Annotated in this window: 15 protein-coding genes and 1 pseudogene; 3 read left to right on the forward strand and 13 right to left on the reverse strand. The window is 71.7% G+C overall.

From position 1 onward, the window contains the following. Positions 1-215 precede the first annotated feature (215 nt). The gene (locus tag WDW90_RS04845; protein WP_336486159.1) at positions 216-1088 is read left to right on the forward strand and encodes a tetratricopeptide repeat protein; all 873 of its coding nucleotides are present in this window, start codon (positions 216-218) and stop codon (positions 1086-1088) included. Positions 1089-1182: 94 nt separating this feature from the next. On the opposite strand, the gene glpX is transcribed toward WDW90_RS04845, so the two are convergent. The 3 genes from glpX to WDW90_RS04860 form a co-directional block, all read right to left on the reverse strand. Continuing rightward, entirely contained in the window at positions 1183-2178 is a 996-nt protein-coding gene (gene glpX / locus WDW90_RS04850; RefSeq protein WP_336486160.1) for a class II fructose-bisphosphatase, read from the reverse strand. Between the two features lie 133 nt (positions 2179-2311). Then, the gene (locus WDW90_RS04855) at positions 2312-3634 is read right to left on the reverse strand and encodes a homoserine dehydrogenase (protein ID WP_336486161.1); all 1323 of its coding nucleotides are present in this window, start codon (positions 3632-3634) and stop codon (positions 2312-2314) included. Between the two features lie 141 nt (positions 3635-3775). Further along, positions 3776-4663 (reverse strand): ceramidase domain-containing protein, encoded by an 888-nt coding sequence (locus WDW90_RS04860; RefSeq protein WP_431310977.1) that lies wholly within the window; start codon positions 4661-4663, stop codon positions 3776-3778. Between the two features lie 89 nt (positions 4664-4752). Between WDW90_RS04860 and xth the strand changes: the two genes are divergently transcribed. Next, positions 4753-5553, forward strand: coding sequence for an exodeoxyribonuclease III (xth, locus tag WDW90_RS04865; RefSeq protein ID WP_336486162.1), 801 nt, complete (start codon positions 4753-4755; stop codon positions 5551-5553). 431 nt (positions 5554-5984) lie between these two features. Here xth and WDW90_RS04870 read toward each other — a convergent pair whose 3' ends face one another. The 9 genes from WDW90_RS04870 to WDW90_RS04910 form a co-directional block, all read right to left on the reverse strand. Continuing rightward, positions 5985-6902: a tetratricopeptide repeat protein gene (locus WDW90_RS04870; protein ID WP_336486163.1), complete on the reverse strand. Its 918-nt coding sequence runs from the start codon at positions 6900-6902 to the stop codon at positions 5985-5987. Further along, entirely contained in the window at positions 6889-8619 is a 1731-nt protein-coding gene (gene ilvD, locus WDW90_RS04875; RefSeq protein ID WP_336486164.1) for a dihydroxy-acid dehydratase, read from the reverse strand. The genes WDW90_RS04870 and ilvD overlap by 14 nt, the downstream gene beginning before the upstream one ends. Positions 8620-8920: 301 nt before the next feature. Further along, on the reverse strand, positions 8921-9697 hold the full coding sequence (eutC, locus tag WDW90_RS04880; RefSeq protein ID WP_336486165.1) for an ethanolamine ammonia-lyase subunit EutC: 777 nt from the start codon (positions 9695-9697) through the stop codon (positions 8921-8923). After that, positions 9694-11076, reverse strand: a complete 1383-nt coding sequence (locus WDW90_RS04885) for an ethanolamine ammonia-lyase subunit EutB (protein WP_336486166.1) — start codon at positions 11074-11076, stop codon at positions 9694-9696. The genes eutC and WDW90_RS04885 overlap by 4 nt, the downstream gene beginning before the upstream one ends. A gap of 272 nt (positions 11077-11348) precedes the next feature. Further along, positions 11349-11942 (reverse strand): LutC/YkgG family protein, encoded by a 594-nt coding sequence (locus WDW90_RS04890; RefSeq protein ID WP_336486167.1) that lies wholly within the window; start codon positions 11940-11942, stop codon positions 11349-11351. Continuing rightward, entirely contained in the window at positions 11939-13582 is a 1644-nt protein-coding gene (locus WDW90_RS04895) for a lactate utilization protein B (RefSeq protein ID WP_336486168.1), read from the reverse strand. The genes WDW90_RS04890 and WDW90_RS04895 overlap by 4 nt, the downstream gene beginning before the upstream one ends. Then, on the reverse strand, positions 13579-14322 hold the full coding sequence (locus WDW90_RS04900) for a (Fe-S)-binding protein (RefSeq protein ID WP_336486169.1): 744 nt from the start codon (positions 14320-14322) through the stop codon (positions 13579-13581). The genes WDW90_RS04895 and WDW90_RS04900 overlap by 4 nt, the downstream gene beginning before the upstream one ends. 68 nt (positions 14323-14390) lie before the next feature. After that, positions 14391-16124, reverse strand: a complete 1734-nt coding sequence (gene poxB / locus WDW90_RS04905) for a ubiquinone-dependent pyruvate dehydrogenase (protein ID WP_336486170.1) — start codon at positions 16122-16124, stop codon at positions 14391-14393. Positions 16125-16209: 85 nt separating this feature from the next. Continuing rightward, positions 16210-16809, reverse strand: coding sequence for a cysteine hydrolase family protein (locus tag WDW90_RS04910; protein WP_336486171.1), 600 nt, complete (start codon positions 16807-16809; stop codon positions 16210-16212). A gap of 316 nt (positions 16810-17125) precedes the next feature. Here WDW90_RS04910 and WDW90_RS04915 point away from each other — a divergent pair, with 316 nt between their 5' ends. Then, complete coding sequence (locus tag WDW90_RS04915) at positions 17126-17734, forward strand: hypothetical protein (protein WP_336486172.1); 609 nt, start codon at positions 17126-17128, stop codon at positions 17732-17734. Between the two features lie 125 nt (positions 17735-17859). On the opposite strand, the pseudogene WDW90_RS04920 reads toward WDW90_RS04915, so the two are convergent. Continuing rightward, positions 17860-18547, reverse strand: a pseudogene (locus tag WDW90_RS04920) (hypothetical protein); the annotation flags it as partial.

An 18547-nucleotide genomic window follows, 5' to 3' on the forward strand; every position in this document is an offset into this window, starting at 1 on the left:
ATACCTTCGCCACATCCTCTGGCTTGAGCGGGAATATCGTCGGCTCTTAAGCGGGCGTTCACCGCGATGCGGGAACGTGCCACGGCCCGTCGCTTGCGGGACGAGGCCGGGCTGTGAACCGGGGCCGGACCGGATGCGCGGTCCGGCGGGGCGAGACGGGCGACGGAATGACGGTCGGGGGCGCGGGAGCGCGCCGTGCCGAGGAGAGCGGGGCGATGACTTCACTGAGCGTGCGGGCACCGAAGGCGGGTCTGATCGGGGCCGTTGCGCTGGCCGCCGCGGCGCTGGCGGGCTGCGAGACCGTGGGCAGCGCCGCCGGGCCCAAGCAGTTCGCGGTGCTCGAGACCGACACGACGGGCGCGACAACCGTCAACATCGCCTCCCTGTCCGACGTGATCGCCCGCAACCCGAACGACGCGGCCGCCTACAATACCCGCGGCGCCGCCTATGCCCGCTCGGGCCAGTTCGGCGACGCCATCGCGGACTTCACCAAGGCGGTCCAGCTCGACCCGAACTCGGCCTCCGCCTACAACAACCGCGCCCTCGCCCTGCGCCAGACCGGCCGCAACGACGCCGCGCTGCAGGATTTCTCGAAGGCGGTCGCGTCCGACCCGAATTACGGGCCGGCCTATATCGGCCGCGCCAACGTGCTGCGCGCCCAGGGCGACCTCGACGGCGCCCTGTCCGACCTCAACCAGGCGATCCGCCTCGCGCCGGAATCGGCCGAGGCCTATCACGCCCGCGGCCTCGTGCGGCAGAAGCAGGGGCAGCATCAGGCGGCCATCGGCGACTTCGACGCCGCGATCGACCGCAACCCCTTCGTCAGCGCGCCCTACGCAGCCCGCGGCCAGAGCCTCATCGCCACGAACCAGTTCGACAAGGCGGTCGAGGACTACAACGCGGCCCTCAACGTCAACGGCAAGGACTCGACCTCCTGGGCCTATCGCGGCCTCGCCTACGAGAAGTCGAACCGCCGCAAGGAGGCGCTGGAGAGCTACCAGCAGGCCTCGCGCCTCGATCCCTCGAACGCGGTCGCCAAGCAGGGCCTGGGCCGCCTCCAGGGCGGCATGGGCTCCATGTTCAACTGAGCCCGGCGCGACGCGTCTCTCCCCCCGCAAGGGGCGGGGGAGATGCGTCGCGTCTCGCGACGGGCCGGTGAGCCCCCGCGCTCCGGACGACCCCTCAATCCTCGAAGCGCTCCATCCGGCGGCGGCTGCCCAGGATGCGCCGGACCGTGCCGGTCGAGGAGCGGTAGACCACGGTCTCGGTCTCGATCGTGCCGGGCTTGAAGCGCACGCCGCGCAGGAGCGCCCCGTCGGTGACGCCGGTGGCCGCCACGATGACGTCGCCGCGGGCGAGGTCGGTCAGCTCGTATTTCCGGTTCGGCTCGCTGATGCCCATGCGCTCGGCGCGCGCCCGCTTGTCGTGGCTGTCGAGGATGAGGCGGCCCTGCATCTGGCCGCCGATGCAGCGGAGCGCCCCGGCCGCGATCACGCCTTCCGGCGCCGCGCCGATGCCGAGATAGATGTCGACGCCGGTCTCCTCCGGGCTCGTCGTGAAGATGATGCCGGCGATGTCCCCGTCCGAGATCAGCCGGATGCCGGCGCCGGTCGCCCGCACCGCGGCGACGAGGTCCATGTGGCGCGGCCGGTCGAGGATGATGGCGGTGATCTGCGAGGGGTCGACGCCCTTGGCGCGGGCGAGCGCCGCGATGTTGTCGGCCGGGCTCGCGTCGAGGTCGACGAGGCCGGGCGGGTAGCCGGGGCCGATCGCGATCTTCTGCATGTAGACGTCGGGCGCGGCGAGGAGCGAGCCCTCCTCGGCCATGGCCATCACGGCGATCGCGCCCGGCATGTCCTTGGCGCAGAGCGTGGTGCCCTCGAGCGGGTCGACCGCGAGATCGACGCGAGGCCCCTGCCCGCTGCCGAGGCGCTCGCCGATGAACAGCATCGGGGCCTCGTCGCGCTCGCCCTCGCCGATCACCACGGTGCCGTCGATCGGCAGGGCGTTGAGCTCGCGCCGCATGGCGTCGACGGCAGCCTGGTCGGCATCCTTCTCGGTGCCCTGGCCGCGCAGCCGGGCCGCGGCGACGGCGGCGCGCTCGGTCACGCGCGCGAGTTCGAGGGTCAGCGTGCGCGCGACGACGCCTCGCGACGCCTGTCTGTTCGCCTCGGACATCGTTTCCTCGCCTTGTGCCGGAACCCGGCCGGCGCCTGCGGGGCGGACCGGAAGGCCCGCCCGCACGCCTTCCCGACTGTTATAGCGCCCATGTCTACGCCGGGGCGCCTACCCGCGAAAGCGTCCCCAGCGCTTATTCGCGCTCGATCCGGATCAATTGGGGCGATTCGGCCAGCAGCCCGTCGGCCGCGATGGCGTCGAGCGCCGCCCGGATGTTGCCCTCGGTGGCCGCGTAGGTGATCAGCACCAGCGGCACCGGCTCGCCGGAGCGGCCGTGCGGGTCCTGCGAGGCCGCGGTCTCGGAGCGGCGCTGCAGGATGCTCTCCAGCGAGATCTCGCGCTCGGCCATGCGGGTCGCGACGCCCGCGGCGACGCCCGGCCGGTCATGGACCGTGAGGCGGATGTAGTAGCCGCCCTCGTGGCGCTGCATCTCGACGCGGGAGGCCGGCCGCATCCGCGCGCCGGGGCGCCCGAAGGCCGGGCGCACGAGGCCCGCGGCCACGTCCGCGATGTCGGCCACCACCGCCGAGGCGGTGGCCTCGCCGCCGGCGCCGGGGCCGATCAGGGTCAGTTCGCCCACCGCGTCGGCATCGATCGTCACCGCGTTCGTCACCCCCATCACCTGCGCGATGCTGGAGGATCTCGGCACCATGGTCGGGTGCACCCGCTGCTCGATGCCGCCCTCCGCGATCTGCGCGACGCCGAGCAGCTTGATCCGGTAGCCGAGCTCCTCCGCCATGCGCAGGTCGAGCGGCTGCACGCCCGAGATGCCCTCCACCGAGACGCCCTCCGGGTCGATCGCGGTGCCGAAGGCGAGGCTCGTCAGGATGGCGAGCTTGTGGGCGGTGTCGAAGCCCTCGACGTCGAAGGTCGGGTCGGCCTCGGCGTAGCCGAGCGCCTGCGCGTCCTTGAGGCAGGCCTCGAAGGTCAGCCCCTCGAGCTCCATCCGGGTCAGGATGTAGTTGCAGGTGCCGTTGAGGATTCCGTAGACGCGGCTGATCGCGTTGCCGGGCAGGCCCTCGCGCAGGGCCTTCACCACCGGGATGCCGCCGGCCGCCGAGGCCTCGAAGGCGAGCGCCACGCCCGCCCCCTCGGCGGCTTCGGCGAGCGCCGCGCCGTGACGGGCGAGCAGCGCCTTGTTGGCCGTCACCACGTGCTTGCCGGCCGCGAGCGCCGCCTCGACAACGGCCTTCGCCGGCCCCTCCGAGCCGCCGATCAGCTCGACCACGCAATCCACGTCGCCCGAGCGCGCCAGCGCCAGCGGATCGTCGAACCAGGTGACGCCGGCGAGGTCGAGGCCGCGGTCGCGGTTCCGGTCACGCGAGGAGACGGCGGTGACGCGGATCTCGCGCCCGGTCGCGGCGGCGAGCGCCTCGGCGCGGCGGGCGACCATCCGGACGACGGAGGCGCCGACGGTGCCGAGACCGGCGACGCCGAGGCGGAGATGCTGTGTCATTGCCTGTCCCCTGACATCGCACGTTCCCTGGCCCATGCCCGGCCGTAGCCGGACCGGGTGTGCCGCCTCGCGCCGCGGCGCGCCCTTCTGCAACGATTTCCGGAGGGGCGCAAGGAACGGACCGATGCCTCGAGGCCCCTCTCAGGGCCCCTGCCCGGCCGTGCGCGCCCGGAGGCGCAGCGCCACCGCGACGAGGCCGTAGAGGACGCCCGCGTTGAGAACGTGCCAGAGGGCATGGGTGCCGTGCGGGAGCGACGGACAGAGCGCCCGGTCGAGGCTGCGGAGGGTCAGCGACAGAAGGAACAGGCCCGCGATCGCGAGGAGCCGCAGGCCCGCCTCGCGCCGCGCCGGGTCGCGGCATCCCGGCCGCAGCAGCGCCGCCGCGACTCCGAGGAGCGCGAGCGCCGCCGGCAGGTAGTCGACCGAGCCGTTGCTGAGGTCCGCCGCCGAGGCGCCCGTCGCCGCGTCGAGGGTCGGCGTGAGCCCGAAGCCGGCAGCGGCGAAGAGCAGCGTCGCGATCGTCGCCCCGCCGATGCCGAGCCCGAGGAAGCGCCGCATCGCCAGCAGGAAGTAGGCGTAGATGAACAGCGCGATCGGGATCACGTCCGCCAGCATCGCCCAGCGCACCGCGAGGGTGTGGAACAGGAACGAGCCGATCCCGACCACCGCGATCAGGAGGCTCAAGGCGAGCGCGGCGGGATCGAAGACGGGCAAGGACGGCGTGTCGGAAGATCCGCGACGGGCTCCCTCTCCCGTGCGGGAGAGGGTTGGGGTGAGGGGTCCAGGTCTCGCCGGAGAGGTCGCACCCCTCACCCGGTCGGCTTTCGCGGACTCGACCTCTCCCGAACGGGAGAGGGGACCCGCGCCAGGCTCCGGCTCGGCTTTGAATCCCCGCAGCGCCCGCCGCCCCGCCAGGGCCGCGGCGACGAGGAAGGCGGCGTTCGAGACGGCATTGAGCGGCTCGGCCCAGAAGCCGGCCTCCGTGCGCTCGCAATAGGCCCGGATCGGCTCGAACCACCCCGCATCCATCGCGATCCCCCGCCCTCGCTGAGCCCCCGCCTTGTCAGTTCGGCGCGAAGGCCCGATGACACGGCGGCGCGGCATCGGGAACAGGCTCCATGCGGATCACGACCTGGAACGTCAATTCGATCAAGCAGCGGGTCGGCCATCTCCTGGCCTTCCTGGACGAGGCGAAGCCCGACGTGGTCTGCCTGCAGGAGCTGAAATGCCAGGACGAATCCGTGCCGCGGGCGGAGATCGAGGCGGCGGGCTACGCGGTCGAGGCGCTCGGGCAGAAGGCCTATAACGGCGTCGCCCTGCTGGTCCGCAGGCCGCTGCGGATCGTCGAGGGCAGCCTGCGGCGCGGCCTGCCGGGCGACGAGGCCGACGCGCAGGCCCGCTACATCGAGGCGCTGATCGCCGGCGAGGATGTGGGCCCGGTGCGCGTCGCCTCGATCTACCTGCCGAACGGCAATCCCGTCGCCTCCGACAAGTACCCCTACAAGCTCGCCTTCCTGGAGCGGCTGCGGCGGCACGCGCGCGCTCTGGTGGAATCCGAGGAGGCGCTGGTGCTGGCCGGCGACTACAATGTCATCCCGGCGCCGGAGGACGCCGCCGACCCGGAGGCGTGGCGCGACGACGCCCTGTTCCTGCCGCGCAGCCGGGCGGCCTTCCGGGCCCTGCTCGCCGAGGGCTTCACGGACGCCCTGCGCGCCTGCGACCCGCGCCCCGGCCTCTACACCTTCTGGGATTATCAGGCCGGCTGCTGGCCGCGGAACCTCGGCATCCGGATCGACCACCTGCTGCTGTCGCCGCAGGCGGCGGACCGCCTCGTCTCGGCCTCCGTCCAGAAGGCTCTGCGGGGCCTTGAGAAGCCCTCCGACCACGTGCCGGTGACGATCGAGCTGTCGGCGGGCTGATCGGCCTGAGAGCGCCGCCTCACCTCTCCCGTGCGGGAGAGGTCGAGTCCGCCTCACACGGACCGGGTGAGGGGTACGACTTCTCCGGACAGACCTGACCCCTCACCCCAACCCTCTCCCGCACGGGAGAGGGGGCCCGCGCCCGGATGGGAAGCGCCACGGGCCCTGCACCGACGTCCTCGGGAATGCCGCGGCGGAGTTGGCGCGCCGCCTCACCTCTCCCGTGCGGGAGAGGTCGAGTCCGCGAAAGCGGACCGGGTGAGGGGATCGCCGTCTCCGGAAAGACCTGACCCCTCACCCTGTCCCTCTCCCGCACGGGAGAGGGGACCCGCGCCCGAGCGGGACGCGGCCGAGCCCAGCACCGACGGCCTCTGCGAACCGCCGAACCCGCCAGGGAGCGGTGGCGCGGCGGGCTCGCCCGAGCCGTTCGCCTAGCGCCGCCGGCGGCCCGAGGAGGCGGCCTGGGCCTGGGCCTGCGCGTCGGCGCGGTCGCCGTCGCTGGCGGCGGCCCAGTTCTTCTCGTAGAGGGCGACGATCCAGTCGTCCTTGCGGCCTTCGGCGCCCTGGCGGGCGAGCGAGAGCCACATCAGGCCGCGGGCGCGCTGCACGGGAAGGCCGCCGAGGCCGTTGGCCAGGAGGTCGCCGAGCAGGGCCTGGGCCGGGTGGTGACCCTTCTCGGCCGCGAGGTTGAACCAGCGCGCCGCCTGACGCGCATCCGCCTCGACGCCGGTGCCGTCGAGATAGAGGCGGGCCAGATTGTACTGCGCGTTGGGGTCGCCGAAATACGAGGCCGCGTAGTTGAACATGTCGTAGGCGCGCTCGGGGTTGGCGCGCACGTAGGTGCCCTTGATCCCGTCGAGGAAGTAGCTGCCGAGCGCCGTGAAGGCGCTCGCGACCACGCCCGAATTCGGCGTGTCCGGGCCGTCGTCGCTGCTGTCGTCGGCGATGCGCGAGAAGTACTCGAAGGCCTTGAGGTCGTCGTGGGGCACGCCGTCCCCGTCCGCGTACATGCGGCCGAGCTTCCACAGGGCGAGCGCGTGGCCCTGGCCGGCGGCGTATTCGAGGGCGCGGGCGGCGCCCTCCTTGTCGCCCGCATTGTACTCGCGCATGCCGGTGCGCAGCGCGTCCTTGGCCGAGCGGAAGCTCTTCTCGGGCACGGGGGCGCGCGCGCTGGCGTCGAGCGCCTCGACCGGCGGCGTGACGGGCAGGGCCAGGAGGAGTAGCAGACCCGCCGCGGGGACGGCCGCCCTCAGCCCTCGCGCGCGCGCGCGCGAGGCGACGAGCCGACTCGGATCGGCCCCGGCCGGCCGCGGATGCGGCCAGCAAAGGTCAGTCCTAGATGTCCGCATAAGTCTGCGTCTCCTTGGCGCCGCCCGGATGGGTGACGGCGCCGTTGACCGCGGGTCCCACGGTCTGCGCGTATTTCCAGAGGTAGCCCGAGGTCGCGGTGTTGCCGCGCGGTGTCCAGGCCTTGCGGCGCTCGGCGAGCTCCTCGTCCGAGAGCGCCACCTCGAGGGTGCCCTTGATGGCGTCGAGGGTGATGACGTCGCCGTCCCTGAGGAGGCCGATCGGCCCACCGACGGCAGCCTCCGGGCCGACATGGCCGACGCAGAAGCCGCGGGTGGCGCCCGAGAAGCGCCCGTCCGTGATGAGCGCGACCTTGTCGCCCATGCCCTGCCCGTAGAGGGCGGCCGTGGTCGAGAGCATCTCGCGCATGCCGGGGCCGCCCTTCGGGCCCTCGTAGCGGATGACGAGGACGTCGCCGGGCTGGTAGGCGCGCGTCTGCACGGCCTCGAAGCAGGTCTCCTCGTTGTCGAAGACGCGGGCCGGGCCGGTGAAGACCTGGCGGTCGAGGGGCATGCCCGCGACCTTCACGATCGCGCCCTCGGGGGCGAGGTTGCCCTTGAGGCCGACGACGCCGCCGGTCGGGGTGATCGGGGCATCGGCCGGGCGCACCACGTCCTGGTCCGGATTCCAGCCGACCTTCTCGAGGTTCTCGGCCATGGTCCTGCCGGTGACCGTCAGGCAGTCGCCGTGCATGAAGCCGTTGTCGAGCAGCGTCTTCATCAGGAGCGGGATGCCGCCGACCTCGAACAGGTCCTTGGCGACGTAGCGCCCGCCGGGCTTGAGATCCGCGATGTAGGGCGTGCGCCGGAAGATCTCGGCGACGTCAAACAGCGAGAATTCGATGCCGCACTCGTGCGCGATCGCCGGCAGGTGGAGCGCCGCGTTGGTCGAGCCGCCGGACGCCGCCACCACGGTCGCCGCGTTCTCGAGCGACTTGCGGGTGACGATGTCGCGCGGGCGGATGTTCTTGGCGATCAGCTCCATCACCTTCTCGCCGGCCGCGGCGCAGAACTTGTCGCGGATCTCGTAGGGAGCCGGGGCGCCGGCCGAGTAGGGCAGCGCCAGGCCGATCGCCTCGGAGACGGTCGCCATGGTGTTGGCCGTGAACTGCGCGCCGCAGGCCCCGGCCGAGGGGCAGGCGACCTGCTCCAGCTCGTCGAGGTCCTCGAGGCTCATGTCGCCGACGGCGTGCTTGCCGACCGCCTCGAACAGGTCCTGCACGGTGACGGGCTTGCCCCGGAAGGTGCCGGGCAGGATCGAGCCGCCGTAGATGAAGATCGACGGCACGTTGAGGCGCACCATCGCCATCATCATGCCGGGCAGCGACTTGTCGCAGCCGGCAAGCCCCACGAGCGCGTCGTAGGCATGGCCGCGCATGGTCAGCTCGACCGAGTCGGCGATGACCTCGCGCGACGGCAGCGAGGCGCGCATGCCGCCGTGCCCCATGGCGATGCCGTCGGTGACCGTGATGGTGCAGAACTCGCGCGGCGTGCCGTGGGCGGCGGCGACGCCCTTCTTCACGGCCTGGGCCTGGCGCATCAGCGAGATGTTGCAGGGCGCGGCCTCGTTCCAGCAGGAGGCGACGCCGACGAGCGGCTGGTGGATCTGCTCGCGGGTCAGGCCCATCGCGTAGAGATACGAGCGGTGCGGGGCGCGCTCGGGCCCTTCCGTGACGTGTCGGCTCGGCAGCTTGGCCTTGTCGTTCAAACGCGCGTCCATACCGGCTTCTCGCGACCTTCGATCCCCGACGCATCGGTTCATTCCGTCAACGCTCGGCGCGGGCGTGCCGCACCGCCGCCTGTGAACAGCGGCGGGAGCCGTTTGCGCTCACGGAAGGAACTCGGAACTGAACGGTAAAGCGTTGGGGAAACTGCCGTTTACCGCGGATGTTGAGGTGGTCCCGGTTTATGGCGGGATCGCGGCGGATGAGGGCAGGTCTCGGGGCAATCCTGGGATGCTTTCGCGGTGTTGCGACCCCGCCACAGCCACGCTTGGGCCCGAATACTCGGCGATGCCGGGATCAGGCGTCGGGCAGTGCAGTCTTGGCGGCCGCCTCCAGCGCCGCGTCGCTCTCGTCCTTGAGTTTCACGCCCGTGAGACCGCGCGCAAGGGCCTGGCTGAGGAGCCAGCCGAGCCGGAAGGCGGCCTCGGCGTGCGGCAGGCCGGCCGCGCGCACGTTCGAGATGCAGTTGCGCTCCGCGTCCTGGCGGCCGGGCCGGGGCGCGAAGGTGAGGTAGATGCCGAGGCTGTCGGGCGAGGACAGGCCCGGCCGCTCGCCGATCAGCACCGCCACCGCCCGCGCCTTCAGGGCCGCGCCGATCGCGTCGCCGAGCGCCACCCGGGCCTGGCTCGCCACGACGACCGGCGCGAGACTCCAGCCGGCCTCCTTCAGATGGGGCCGGAAGGCCGCGACGAGCCGGACGGCGTTCTCGTGGATGGCCCGCGCCGAGAGCCCGTCCGCCACCACCAGGGCGAGGTCGACGGGCCCGCCCGCCGCGCGCGCCAGGGCCTGCTTGCTCTCCTCCGAGAGGCGGCGCCCGAGATCGGGCCGGCGCAGGTAGGTCGCGCGGTCGGGCGCCCGCGAGGCGGCCGCTAGGGCGGTGAGCCCGAGGGCCTCGACGTCGCGGATGATGGCGTCGGATTCCATCGGCAGATGCACGGCGTCGCGCGCCTGGGCATGGGCGAGGCCGAAGCGCAGAACCTCGCGGGTCGGCAGGCCGCTGCCGGCCCGGCCGAGCCCGATCCGGGCCGGCGTCAGCGCCGAGAGGCGGCGCCAGAGATCGTCCGGCCCGCTCACGCGGCGAGACCCGGCGCGGCCGCGAGGAGGCGCCCTCCGCCGTCGCCCGGCTTGAGCGCGCCGTCGGCGTCGGTCAGGCCGATCCGCGCGAGCCACGCCTCGAACTCGGGCGCCCGTTTGAGGCCCAGCACCTCGCGCAGGTAGAGGGCGTCGTGGAAGGAGGTCGACTGGTAGTTCAGCATCACGTCGTCGGCGCCGGGCACGCCCATCACGTAGGTGCAGCCGGCCGCCCCGAGCAGCGTCAGGAGCGTGTCCATGTCGTCCTGGTCGGCCTCGGCGTGGTTCGTGTAGCAGACGTCGACCCCGAGCGGCACGCCCATCAGCTTGCCGCAGAAATGGTCCTCGAGCCCGGCCCGGATGATCTCCTTGCCGTCGTAGAGGTATTCGGGCCCGATGAAGCCCACCACGGTGTTGACGAGGAGCGGCTCGTAGGCTCGCGCGACGGCGTAGGCGCGGGCCTCGAGCGTCTGCTGGTCGATGCCGTGATGCGCGTCGGCCGAGAGCGCCGAGCCCTGGCCGGTCTCGAAATACATCACGTTGTCGCCGAGCGTGCCGCGTCCCAGCGCCCGCGCCGCCTCCTGCGCCTCCCGCAGCATCGGCAGGCTGATGCCGAAGCCCGCATTGGCGGCCTCAGTGCCGGCGATCGACTGGAAGACGAGGTCGACCGGCCAACCCCGGTTCATCGCCTCGATCGTCGTCGTGACGTGGGCCAGCACGCAGCCCTGCGTCGGAATCGCGAGGCGCCGGATCAGGTCGTCGAGGAGCTGCAGGAGGCGGCCCAAGGCCTGCAGCGAATCCGAGGCCGGGTTGATGCCGATCACGGCGTCGCCGCTCCCGTAGGAGAGCCCGTCGAGGATCGCGGCCGTGATGCCGGCGGGATCGTCCGTCGGGTGGTTCGGCTGCAGCCGCACCGCGAGCGTCCCGGGCAGCCCGATCGTGTTGCGAAACGCCGTGACGATCCGGGCCTTGCGCGCCACCAGGATCAGGTCCTGGTTGCGCATGATCTTGCTCACGGCCGCGGCGATCTCGGGCGTCACCCCGGGCGCGATCCGGGCGAGCGTCTCCGACGATGCGGTGAGCAGGAACTCGCGGAAGTCGCCCACCGTCAGGTGCGCGATCTCCGAGAAGGCCGCGGCATCGTGCGTGTCGAGGATGAGCCGGGTGACGTCGTCGGCCTCGTAGGGGATCAGCGGCCGCGCCAGGATCTCGGCGAGCGGCACCTCCGCGAGGCACCAGCGGGCCGCCATGGTCTCCTCGGCGGATTCCGCCGCGATCCCGGCGAGCCGGTCGCCGGAGCGCGGCGGCGTCGCCTTCGCCATCAGGGCGGCGAGGTCGGCGAAGACGTGGCTGCGCGGGCCGACGACGTGGCGATAGGCCATGGCACGAGGTCTCCGCGAGAGTCTTCGAGGACGCGTCGGCCCGAGGATGCGCGCCGGGGCGCCGATGTCAAAACTCCGTCCGGCCCTTCGACCCCGGCATCACAGGATCCCGGGCGATCCTGTCGCGGCCCTCCTCTGCCCCGGGACCTGCGCGTTCGCACATCGGGCGGTGCGCATCCCCTCTCCCCGCCCGGCGTGGAGCGGTGGACGTGGCGCCGATGGCGCCGTGCGAACCGCCCTGCCCGCCCCTGGGCGGCGGTCCGCCTCGCGCCTCAGCCCCGCGGCAGCAGCACCACGGTGAGCGAGCGCACCCCCTGCGCGCCGTGGATCAGCACGCCCTCGATGTCGGCGGTGGCCGAGGGGCCGGTGTGGAGCACGGCATAGGCGGCGCGCGCGAAATCCGGCCGCCGGTAGGCCGCCTGGATGTTGGCGAGGATGTCCCGGGGATCGAGCAGCACGATCAGGTGCTGGGCGAGGTAGGCCACCGCGTTCACCCGCAGCTCCTCCTGCGTGAACAGGACCGAGCCCGTCTCGGCGACGCCGAACACCGCCCGCACCACCGCGACGTCGACATCCGCGAGGTCGGCCGGCGCGGCCACCTGCGCCAGGTCGCGGTTGCCCTCGACCTCCGGCACCGCCGAGGCCACGACCCCGGCGGAGGCGAGCCGCTCGCGCACGGGCCCGAGCGGGTCGCCGCCCTCCGGCGCCTCGGCCACGCGCCCGCCCATGCGCTTCAGGCGATCGGCGAACTCGGCCACGAGGTCGGGGCCGACCAGCGGCGCGAAGTCGGGGATCGGCGGCAGCGGGAAGTCGCCGGCCGGGCGGTTCCGCCGGATGCCCGAGAGGATCGCCTCGCGCGCGCTCACCGCCCGCCCCCGTTGTTGCCGCCGTCCGTCTTCATGCGGTTCTGCCTGTACCAGGCGTGGAAGCTCTGGCGGGGCGTGTGGGGCATCTCGCGCCCGCGGCCCCAGGTGTTGACGGGGTTGTAGACGGCGAAGCGCGGCAGCACGCGCAGCGCCGAATCCGCCGCGCCGATGGCGGCCCGGTAGGCGGCCGGGCGGCTGAGGACCTGGCCGGCGGCCTTCATCATGCCCTTCTTGACGAGCGGAATCTCGTGCTCCTCGGCGAGCACCTTGCGCCAGGCGAAGATCTGCTCGTGGATGTTGATCTTGACCGGGCAGACATTGGTGCAGGAGCCGTTCATCGTCGAGGAGAAGGGCAGCGTCGAGTATTTGCGCTTGTTGAAGGTCGGGTCGATGATCAGCCCGATCGGCCCCGAATAGGTCGCCCCGTAGGAGAGCCCGCCCGAGCGCCGGTAGACCGGGCAGGTATTCATGCAGGCGCCGCAGCGGATGCATTTCAGCGAGGTCCAGAACTCCTCCATGCCGAGGCGGGCCGAGCGGCCGTTGTCGACGAGCACCATATGCATCTCGGTGCCGGGCCGCGGCCCGCGGAAATGCGAGGTGTACTGGGTGATCGGCGAGCCGAGCGCCGAGCGGGACAGGAGCCGGATGAACACCCCGAGATGCTCGATCCTGGGGATCAGCTTCTCGATGCCGATCGAGTGGATCTGGAGCTTCGGCACGTTGCCCGAGAGGTCGGCGTTGCCCTCGTTGGTGCAGGTGACGACCGTGCCGGTCTCGGCGATCGCGAAGTTGCAGCCGGTGAGCCCCGCATCGGCCGCCAGGATGAGAGGGCGCGTGGTCTCGCGCTGGCTCTCGGCGAGGTAATGCGCGTCGTCGTTGGCGGGGTCGGTGCCCAGCGTGCGGGCGAAGACCTCGGCCACGTCGATCCGGGTCTTGTGGACCGCCGGCATCACGACGTGGCTCGGCTCCTCGTCGTCGAGCTGCTGGATGCGCTCGCCGAGGTCGGTCTCGACGATGTCGATGCCCTGGCCCGCCATGTAGTGCCGGAAGCCGCACTCCTCGGTCAGCATCGACTTCGACTTGATCAGCGTCCTGGCGCCGTGATCCTTCAGGATCGCGTGCACGATGCGGTTGTGCTCGGCCCCGTCGGCGGCCCAGTGCACGTGCACGCCGTTCGCCGTCGCGGCCGCCTCGAACTGTTCGAGGTAGGTGTCGAGGTTGGCGAGCGTGTGCGACTTGATCTGCGAGGCGAGCTCGCGCAGCGCCTCCCATTCGGGGATCGCGTGCGCCGACGCGTCACGCTTGCGCCGGACGTCCCAGAGCCGCTCGTCGTGGGCCTTCTGGTGGAGGGGAGCCGCGATGAAGCGCTCGGCCGCCTCCGCCTGGTCGATCGGCCGGTTGCCCCGCACCTTGGCGCCGCGGGGCTGCGGCTCGCGGGTCTTCGCGGCCTCCGGCGCCGCGCTGAGCGGCTGGGTCGCGGCTTCCGCGTGCTGCAGGCGGCCGCCGTCCTGGCCGCGCTCGCTCCCGTCGTCCGGCTGTCGGATCTCCGGGTGGATCAGGCCGCCGCGGCCGGCGGCTCCGTCGCGGACGCGGAGGTGATCCTGGGTTCCGCCCTGGCCCGGCTCGTCATGCGCGCTCATGCGGAGGCTCCGTTGAGGACCTGTGCGATGTGGATGAACTTCAGCGGCACGCCGAGGCGCTCGGCGCAGCCCTTCTGGTGCATCATGCAGGAAGAATCGGCCGAGACGACGTACTCGGCCCCGGCTCGGGCATGGTCCGTGACCTTGTCGTAGCCCATCTTGGCCGACACCGCCGGCTCGAACACCGAGAAGGTGCCGCCGAAGCCGCAGCACTCGTCGGGCCTCGCGATCTCCACCACCTCGATGCCCTTCACCTTGGCCAAGAGGTCGAGGGGCTTGGAGAAGAAGGGCGCGTTGATCTCGCTCGGCCGCGCGTGCCCGATGCCGCGCAGGGCGTTGCAGTTCGAGTGATAGCTGATCCGGTGCGGGAACTCGGCCCAGGGGAAGGCCTCGACCTTGAGCACGTCGTGCAGGAACTCGACGAGCTCGAAGGTCCGCTCGCGCACCGCCGTCACCTCGGAGGTCTGCGGGATGGCCGTGAGATGGGCGCGCACCTGGTGCACGCAGCTCCCCGAAGGACAGACCACGTAGTCGAACCCTGAGAAATTCCTGACGAACAGAGCCTCGGTGGCGGCGGCCTCGGCGTGGCAGCCGGTATTGGCCATGGGCTGGCCGCAGCAGGTCTGGTCGAAGGGATACTCGACCTCGAGGCCGAGACGTTCGAGGAGCTCGAGCGTGGCGATCCCCACCTCCGGCTCGAAGGCGTCGACGTAGCACGGCACGAACAATCCGACGCGCATGGGAAAACTCACCGCCGTCCGGCGCGCGACCGCCCCAGACTGGAACGTTTAAAAGGTCAGGGTTCGGTCTAGCGGATGAGGTTCGTCTTGGCGAGGTCGAGGACCGCGTCGCCGCGCCCGCTCATCACCGCCCGCAGGACGTAGAGGCTGAAGCCCTTGACCTGCTGGCCGTCGATCTTGGGCGGGATCGAGAGCTCCTGGCGGTTGACCACGACGTCGAGAAGCGCCGGCCCGTCATGCGCGAGCACGTCGCGGGCCGCGCTCTCCAGCTCGCCCGGATCCTCGACCCGCACCCCGTGCAGGCCCGCCGAGCGGGCGAGCGCGGCGAAATCCGGGTTCTCCAGCTCGACCCCGGTCTCGAGATAGCCCGCGGCCTTCATCTCCATCTCGACGAAGCCGAGCGAGCCGTTGTTGAAGACGACGATCTTCAGGGGCAGCCGCTCCTGGCGCAAGGTCAGCAGGTCGCCCATCAGCATCGCGAAGCCGCCGTCGCCCGCGAGCGCGATCACCTGGCGGCCGCGGTCGGCCGCCTGCGCGCCGATCCCCTGCGCCATGGCGTTCGCCATCGAGCCGTGCACCCAGGAGCCGAGGAGCCGGCGCCGGCCGTTCATGCGAAGATAGCGCGCCGCCCAGATCGTCGGCGTGCCGACATCGGCGGTGAAGACCGCGTCGGGCCCCGCCGTCTCGCTGACCACGCGGGCGAGGAATTGCGGATGGATCGGCTTGCGCCCCGGCCGGCCGGTGGCGAGCTCGTCGAGGTCCTCCCGCGCCTTGGCGTAGTGCTTCAGGCTCGAATCGAGGTAGCCGCGGTCCTCCTTGACCTCGAGCCTCGGCAGCAGCGCCTCGATCGTGGCGCCGACATCGCCGACGAGGCCGAGGTCGAGCTTGCAGCGGCGGCCGAGCTGCTGCGGCCGCAGGTCGACCTGCGCGACCCGCGCGTCGGCGGGATAGAACTGCTTGTAGGGGAAGTCGGTGCCGAGCATCAGCAGGGTCTCGCAGGCATGCATCGCCGCGTAGCCCGAGGAGAAGCCGATCAGTCCCGTCATGCCGACGTCGTAGGGATTGTCGTACTCGACGAATTCCTTGCCGCCGAGCGCGTGCACGATCGGGCTCTTCAGGGTCTCGGCGAGCCGCAGGAGCCCGTCATGCGCCCCCGCGCAGCCGCGTCCGGCAAGCAGCGTGATCCGCTTCGAGCCGTTGAGCAGGTCGGCGAGCGCGTCGAGCTCGGGCTCGGCGGGGCGGATCAGGGGACGCGGCGGGATCAGGCCGGGATTGGGCGGGATGGCGCGGGCGGGCGCGTCCTTCACGGCGACGTCGCCCGGGATGATGATCACGGCGACGCCCCGCTGCCCGATCGCGGCGCGCAGCGCGTTCTCCAGGACGTAGGGCATCTGCTGGGGATCCGAGACCGCCTCGCAGTAATGGCTACACTCGCGGAAGAGGTGCTTCGGGTCGGTCTCCTGGAAATAGCCCGAGCCGATCTCGGGGGACGGGATATGGGCCGCGATGGCGAGCACCGGCGTGCGCGTGCGGTGGCAATCGTAGAGGCCGTTGATCAGGTGGACGTGGCCCGGCCCGCAGGAGCCCGCGCAGACCGCGAGCCTGCCGGTGATCTGGCTCTCGGCCCCGGCCGCGAAGGCCCCGGCCTCCTCGTGGCGGACATGCACCCACTCGATCCGGCCCCGCGCCCGGATCGCCTCGGTGATAGCGTTGAGGCTGTCCCCGACCACGCCGAAGATGCGCTCGACGCCGGCCTGCTGCAGGGTCTCGACGACGAGATCCGCCACGTTGGTGATGCGCATGGTCCCGGCTCCTTCCTGGAGCCCGAACCGCCGCGGCCTGGGCCGCGTTCCACCGCGGCGCACAAGAGCCTGCGAGCGTGCGCCTTCAGGCCGGGATCTCGTCCGGGCTGCGGGCGATCGCCGCGAACAGGTCGCCGAGGGTGGCGAGGCTCGCGGCCTGGAGGCTGCGGGCCGGCACCACCGAGCCGTCGGGCGCCGGCAGGTCGCGGGTGGCGGTGGCCGAGGCGACCACCGTCGGGCGGAAGCCCAGGCTGAAGGCGCCGCGCGCCGTCGAGTTCACGCACATATGCGTCATGAAGCCCGCCACGATCACGTCCTTCACGCCCGCCGCCTCGAGCCGAGCCTGGAGGTCGGTGCCGACGAACGCGTTCGGATAGGCCTTGGTGACGACGGCCTCCTCGCCCCGGGGCGCGACCTCGTCGCTGATCTGCCCGATCGGCGCCGTCACGTCGTAGGGCGAGCCCGGCCCGGCATCGTGGCGCACGTGGATCACCGGGATGCCGGCCGCGCGGGCGCGCTCCAGGAGCGCCCTCGCCTCGCGGATCGCCGGTTCCACACCGTCGAGTTGCATGATGCCTTCCCGATAGGTGTTCTGCAGGTCGATCATCAGGAGCGCCGAGCCGGCGAGCCCGGCCGGGTTCGGGCTGAGCCCCGAGATGTCGCGCAGCGTCTTGAGTTCGGTCATGGCGTGCCTCCCCGGTTCCATCGGCGTTCCGCGCGACGAAACGGGGTTTGAACAATCCCGTCAATGCGACCTTCGTCGCCGGGCGGCCGGGGCGACGGGATATTTCATGGTTTGTTCCGCCGGCCGGCAGGACGACACGACATCGAGGCCGCCGTCGAGCGATACCTCGGCCCGACGCCATGAGCCCGGATCCATGAGCCCGGATCAAAGATCCGCTCGCTCGTGCTAATGTCGCCGTCGCGGCTGCCACCGAGGAATGGTGCAGCGTCGCGTCGGGTTCCGACCCTCAGCCCAGAGCCGGAGGCGAGCGACATCCATGCGCGATCCGAGGCCCCAATCCCCGCCCGCTCCGGCCGGCGCTCCGTTGCCGACCGCAGGCCAAGCCCATGGCCGGGTTGAGAGAATCGGACATCGGCTGATCGAGGAGGCCAAGCGGATCCTCGGCATCTTCGCCTATCTCTGGGTCGTCTTCGGGCTCCTCATCCTGCACGAGCACATGGTCCTGTCTCGCCACGGCATGGGCTACAGCTTCTACGGCCTTGCCTTCATCAATGCCTGGATCCTGGCAAAGATCATGCTCGTTGCCGAGAGCCTGGACGTCCGCCCCCACTTCCAGGGACGGCCCCTGATCTACCCGATCCTTGCACGGTCATGCGCCTTCGCGGCGCTCCTCCTGTGCGCCTACATCCTGGAGGAGGTCGCCTTCGGGCTCTGGCGCGGGAAGGCGCTCGCCGCCAGCGTGCCGGCCATCGGCGGGGGCGGGATCCGCGGGCTGGCCTCGGCGGGCCTGATCATGGCGGTGGCGCTAATCCCCTACTTCGCCTTCCGGGAACTCGGCCGGGTGCTGGGACGGGAGCGCCTGCGCACCCTCCTTCTCCGGGATGCGAGCGCCCTGGACCCGCCGGATCGGAGAGGCGCGGGCTAGGCGTGATGCCGAGGCCGGCGTGCCACTGCGTCGCGGCCGATGCGCCGGGCAGGGTCGGGCATACACCGCGCGATCGTCCCGAAGGACCGTTCGACGCCGCAGCGGACGGTCAAGTGTGCGCCTCCTCACTTCGGAGGCCGGAAGCCGGGGCCCGCCGGTGCTTCGTAGAGGTGGCCGTCCGGCCCGATGGCTCCCGCGAATGATCTGCCGGCGGGCACGTCCGCGCAGGCAAGGCGTCCATCGGCTGTCTCGCTCACGAGGCAAGTGGACGTCGCGGCCTCCGCTCCCGGCACGAGCGTGAAGTCCCCGCGTTCGGGCGCTCGGAAGCCGGGATCGCCCAGGCGACCGTGGCGCTCGAACTCGGCAAGCTGCGTGAATGCCTGCGGGAAGCCGTTGCTGCTGACGTCGTGATCGAACGCGCTGCGCAGGGCGGGCAAATCCCGGCCGCGCTCGTCCATGGGCAGCCAGCGAAAGCAGTCGAAGAACGGGACGCTCCCCCTGGCACCGGCGTATCGGCCGAGATCGTCGAATCTGACGAATTCCCGGCCGCAATCGGCGGCGCTGAACAATTCCGGCCTCACCCGGCAGAGTGCCGCGTCGTAGCCCGGCATCCCCGGTTCGCAGAATAGGACCGCGTTGTTCCAATGGCGCAGATTGGCGGCGGCGCCGATGCCGGTCACGGGTGAACGCAGGTACCAGCTGTTGTTGAAGACGTAGATCGGGGCCTCGGTTGCGTAGCGGAACGTGTCGGGAGCGGCCCCCTTCGGCGGCAGCGCCAGCTTGATCACGCGGCCCGCGACGCTCGCCTCGCAG

This window comes from Methylobacterium nigriterrae (assembly GCF_037106235.1).
Classification (GTDB): domain Bacteria; phylum Pseudomonadota; class Alphaproteobacteria; order Rhizobiales; family Beijerinckiaceae; genus Methylobacterium; species Methylobacterium nigriterrae.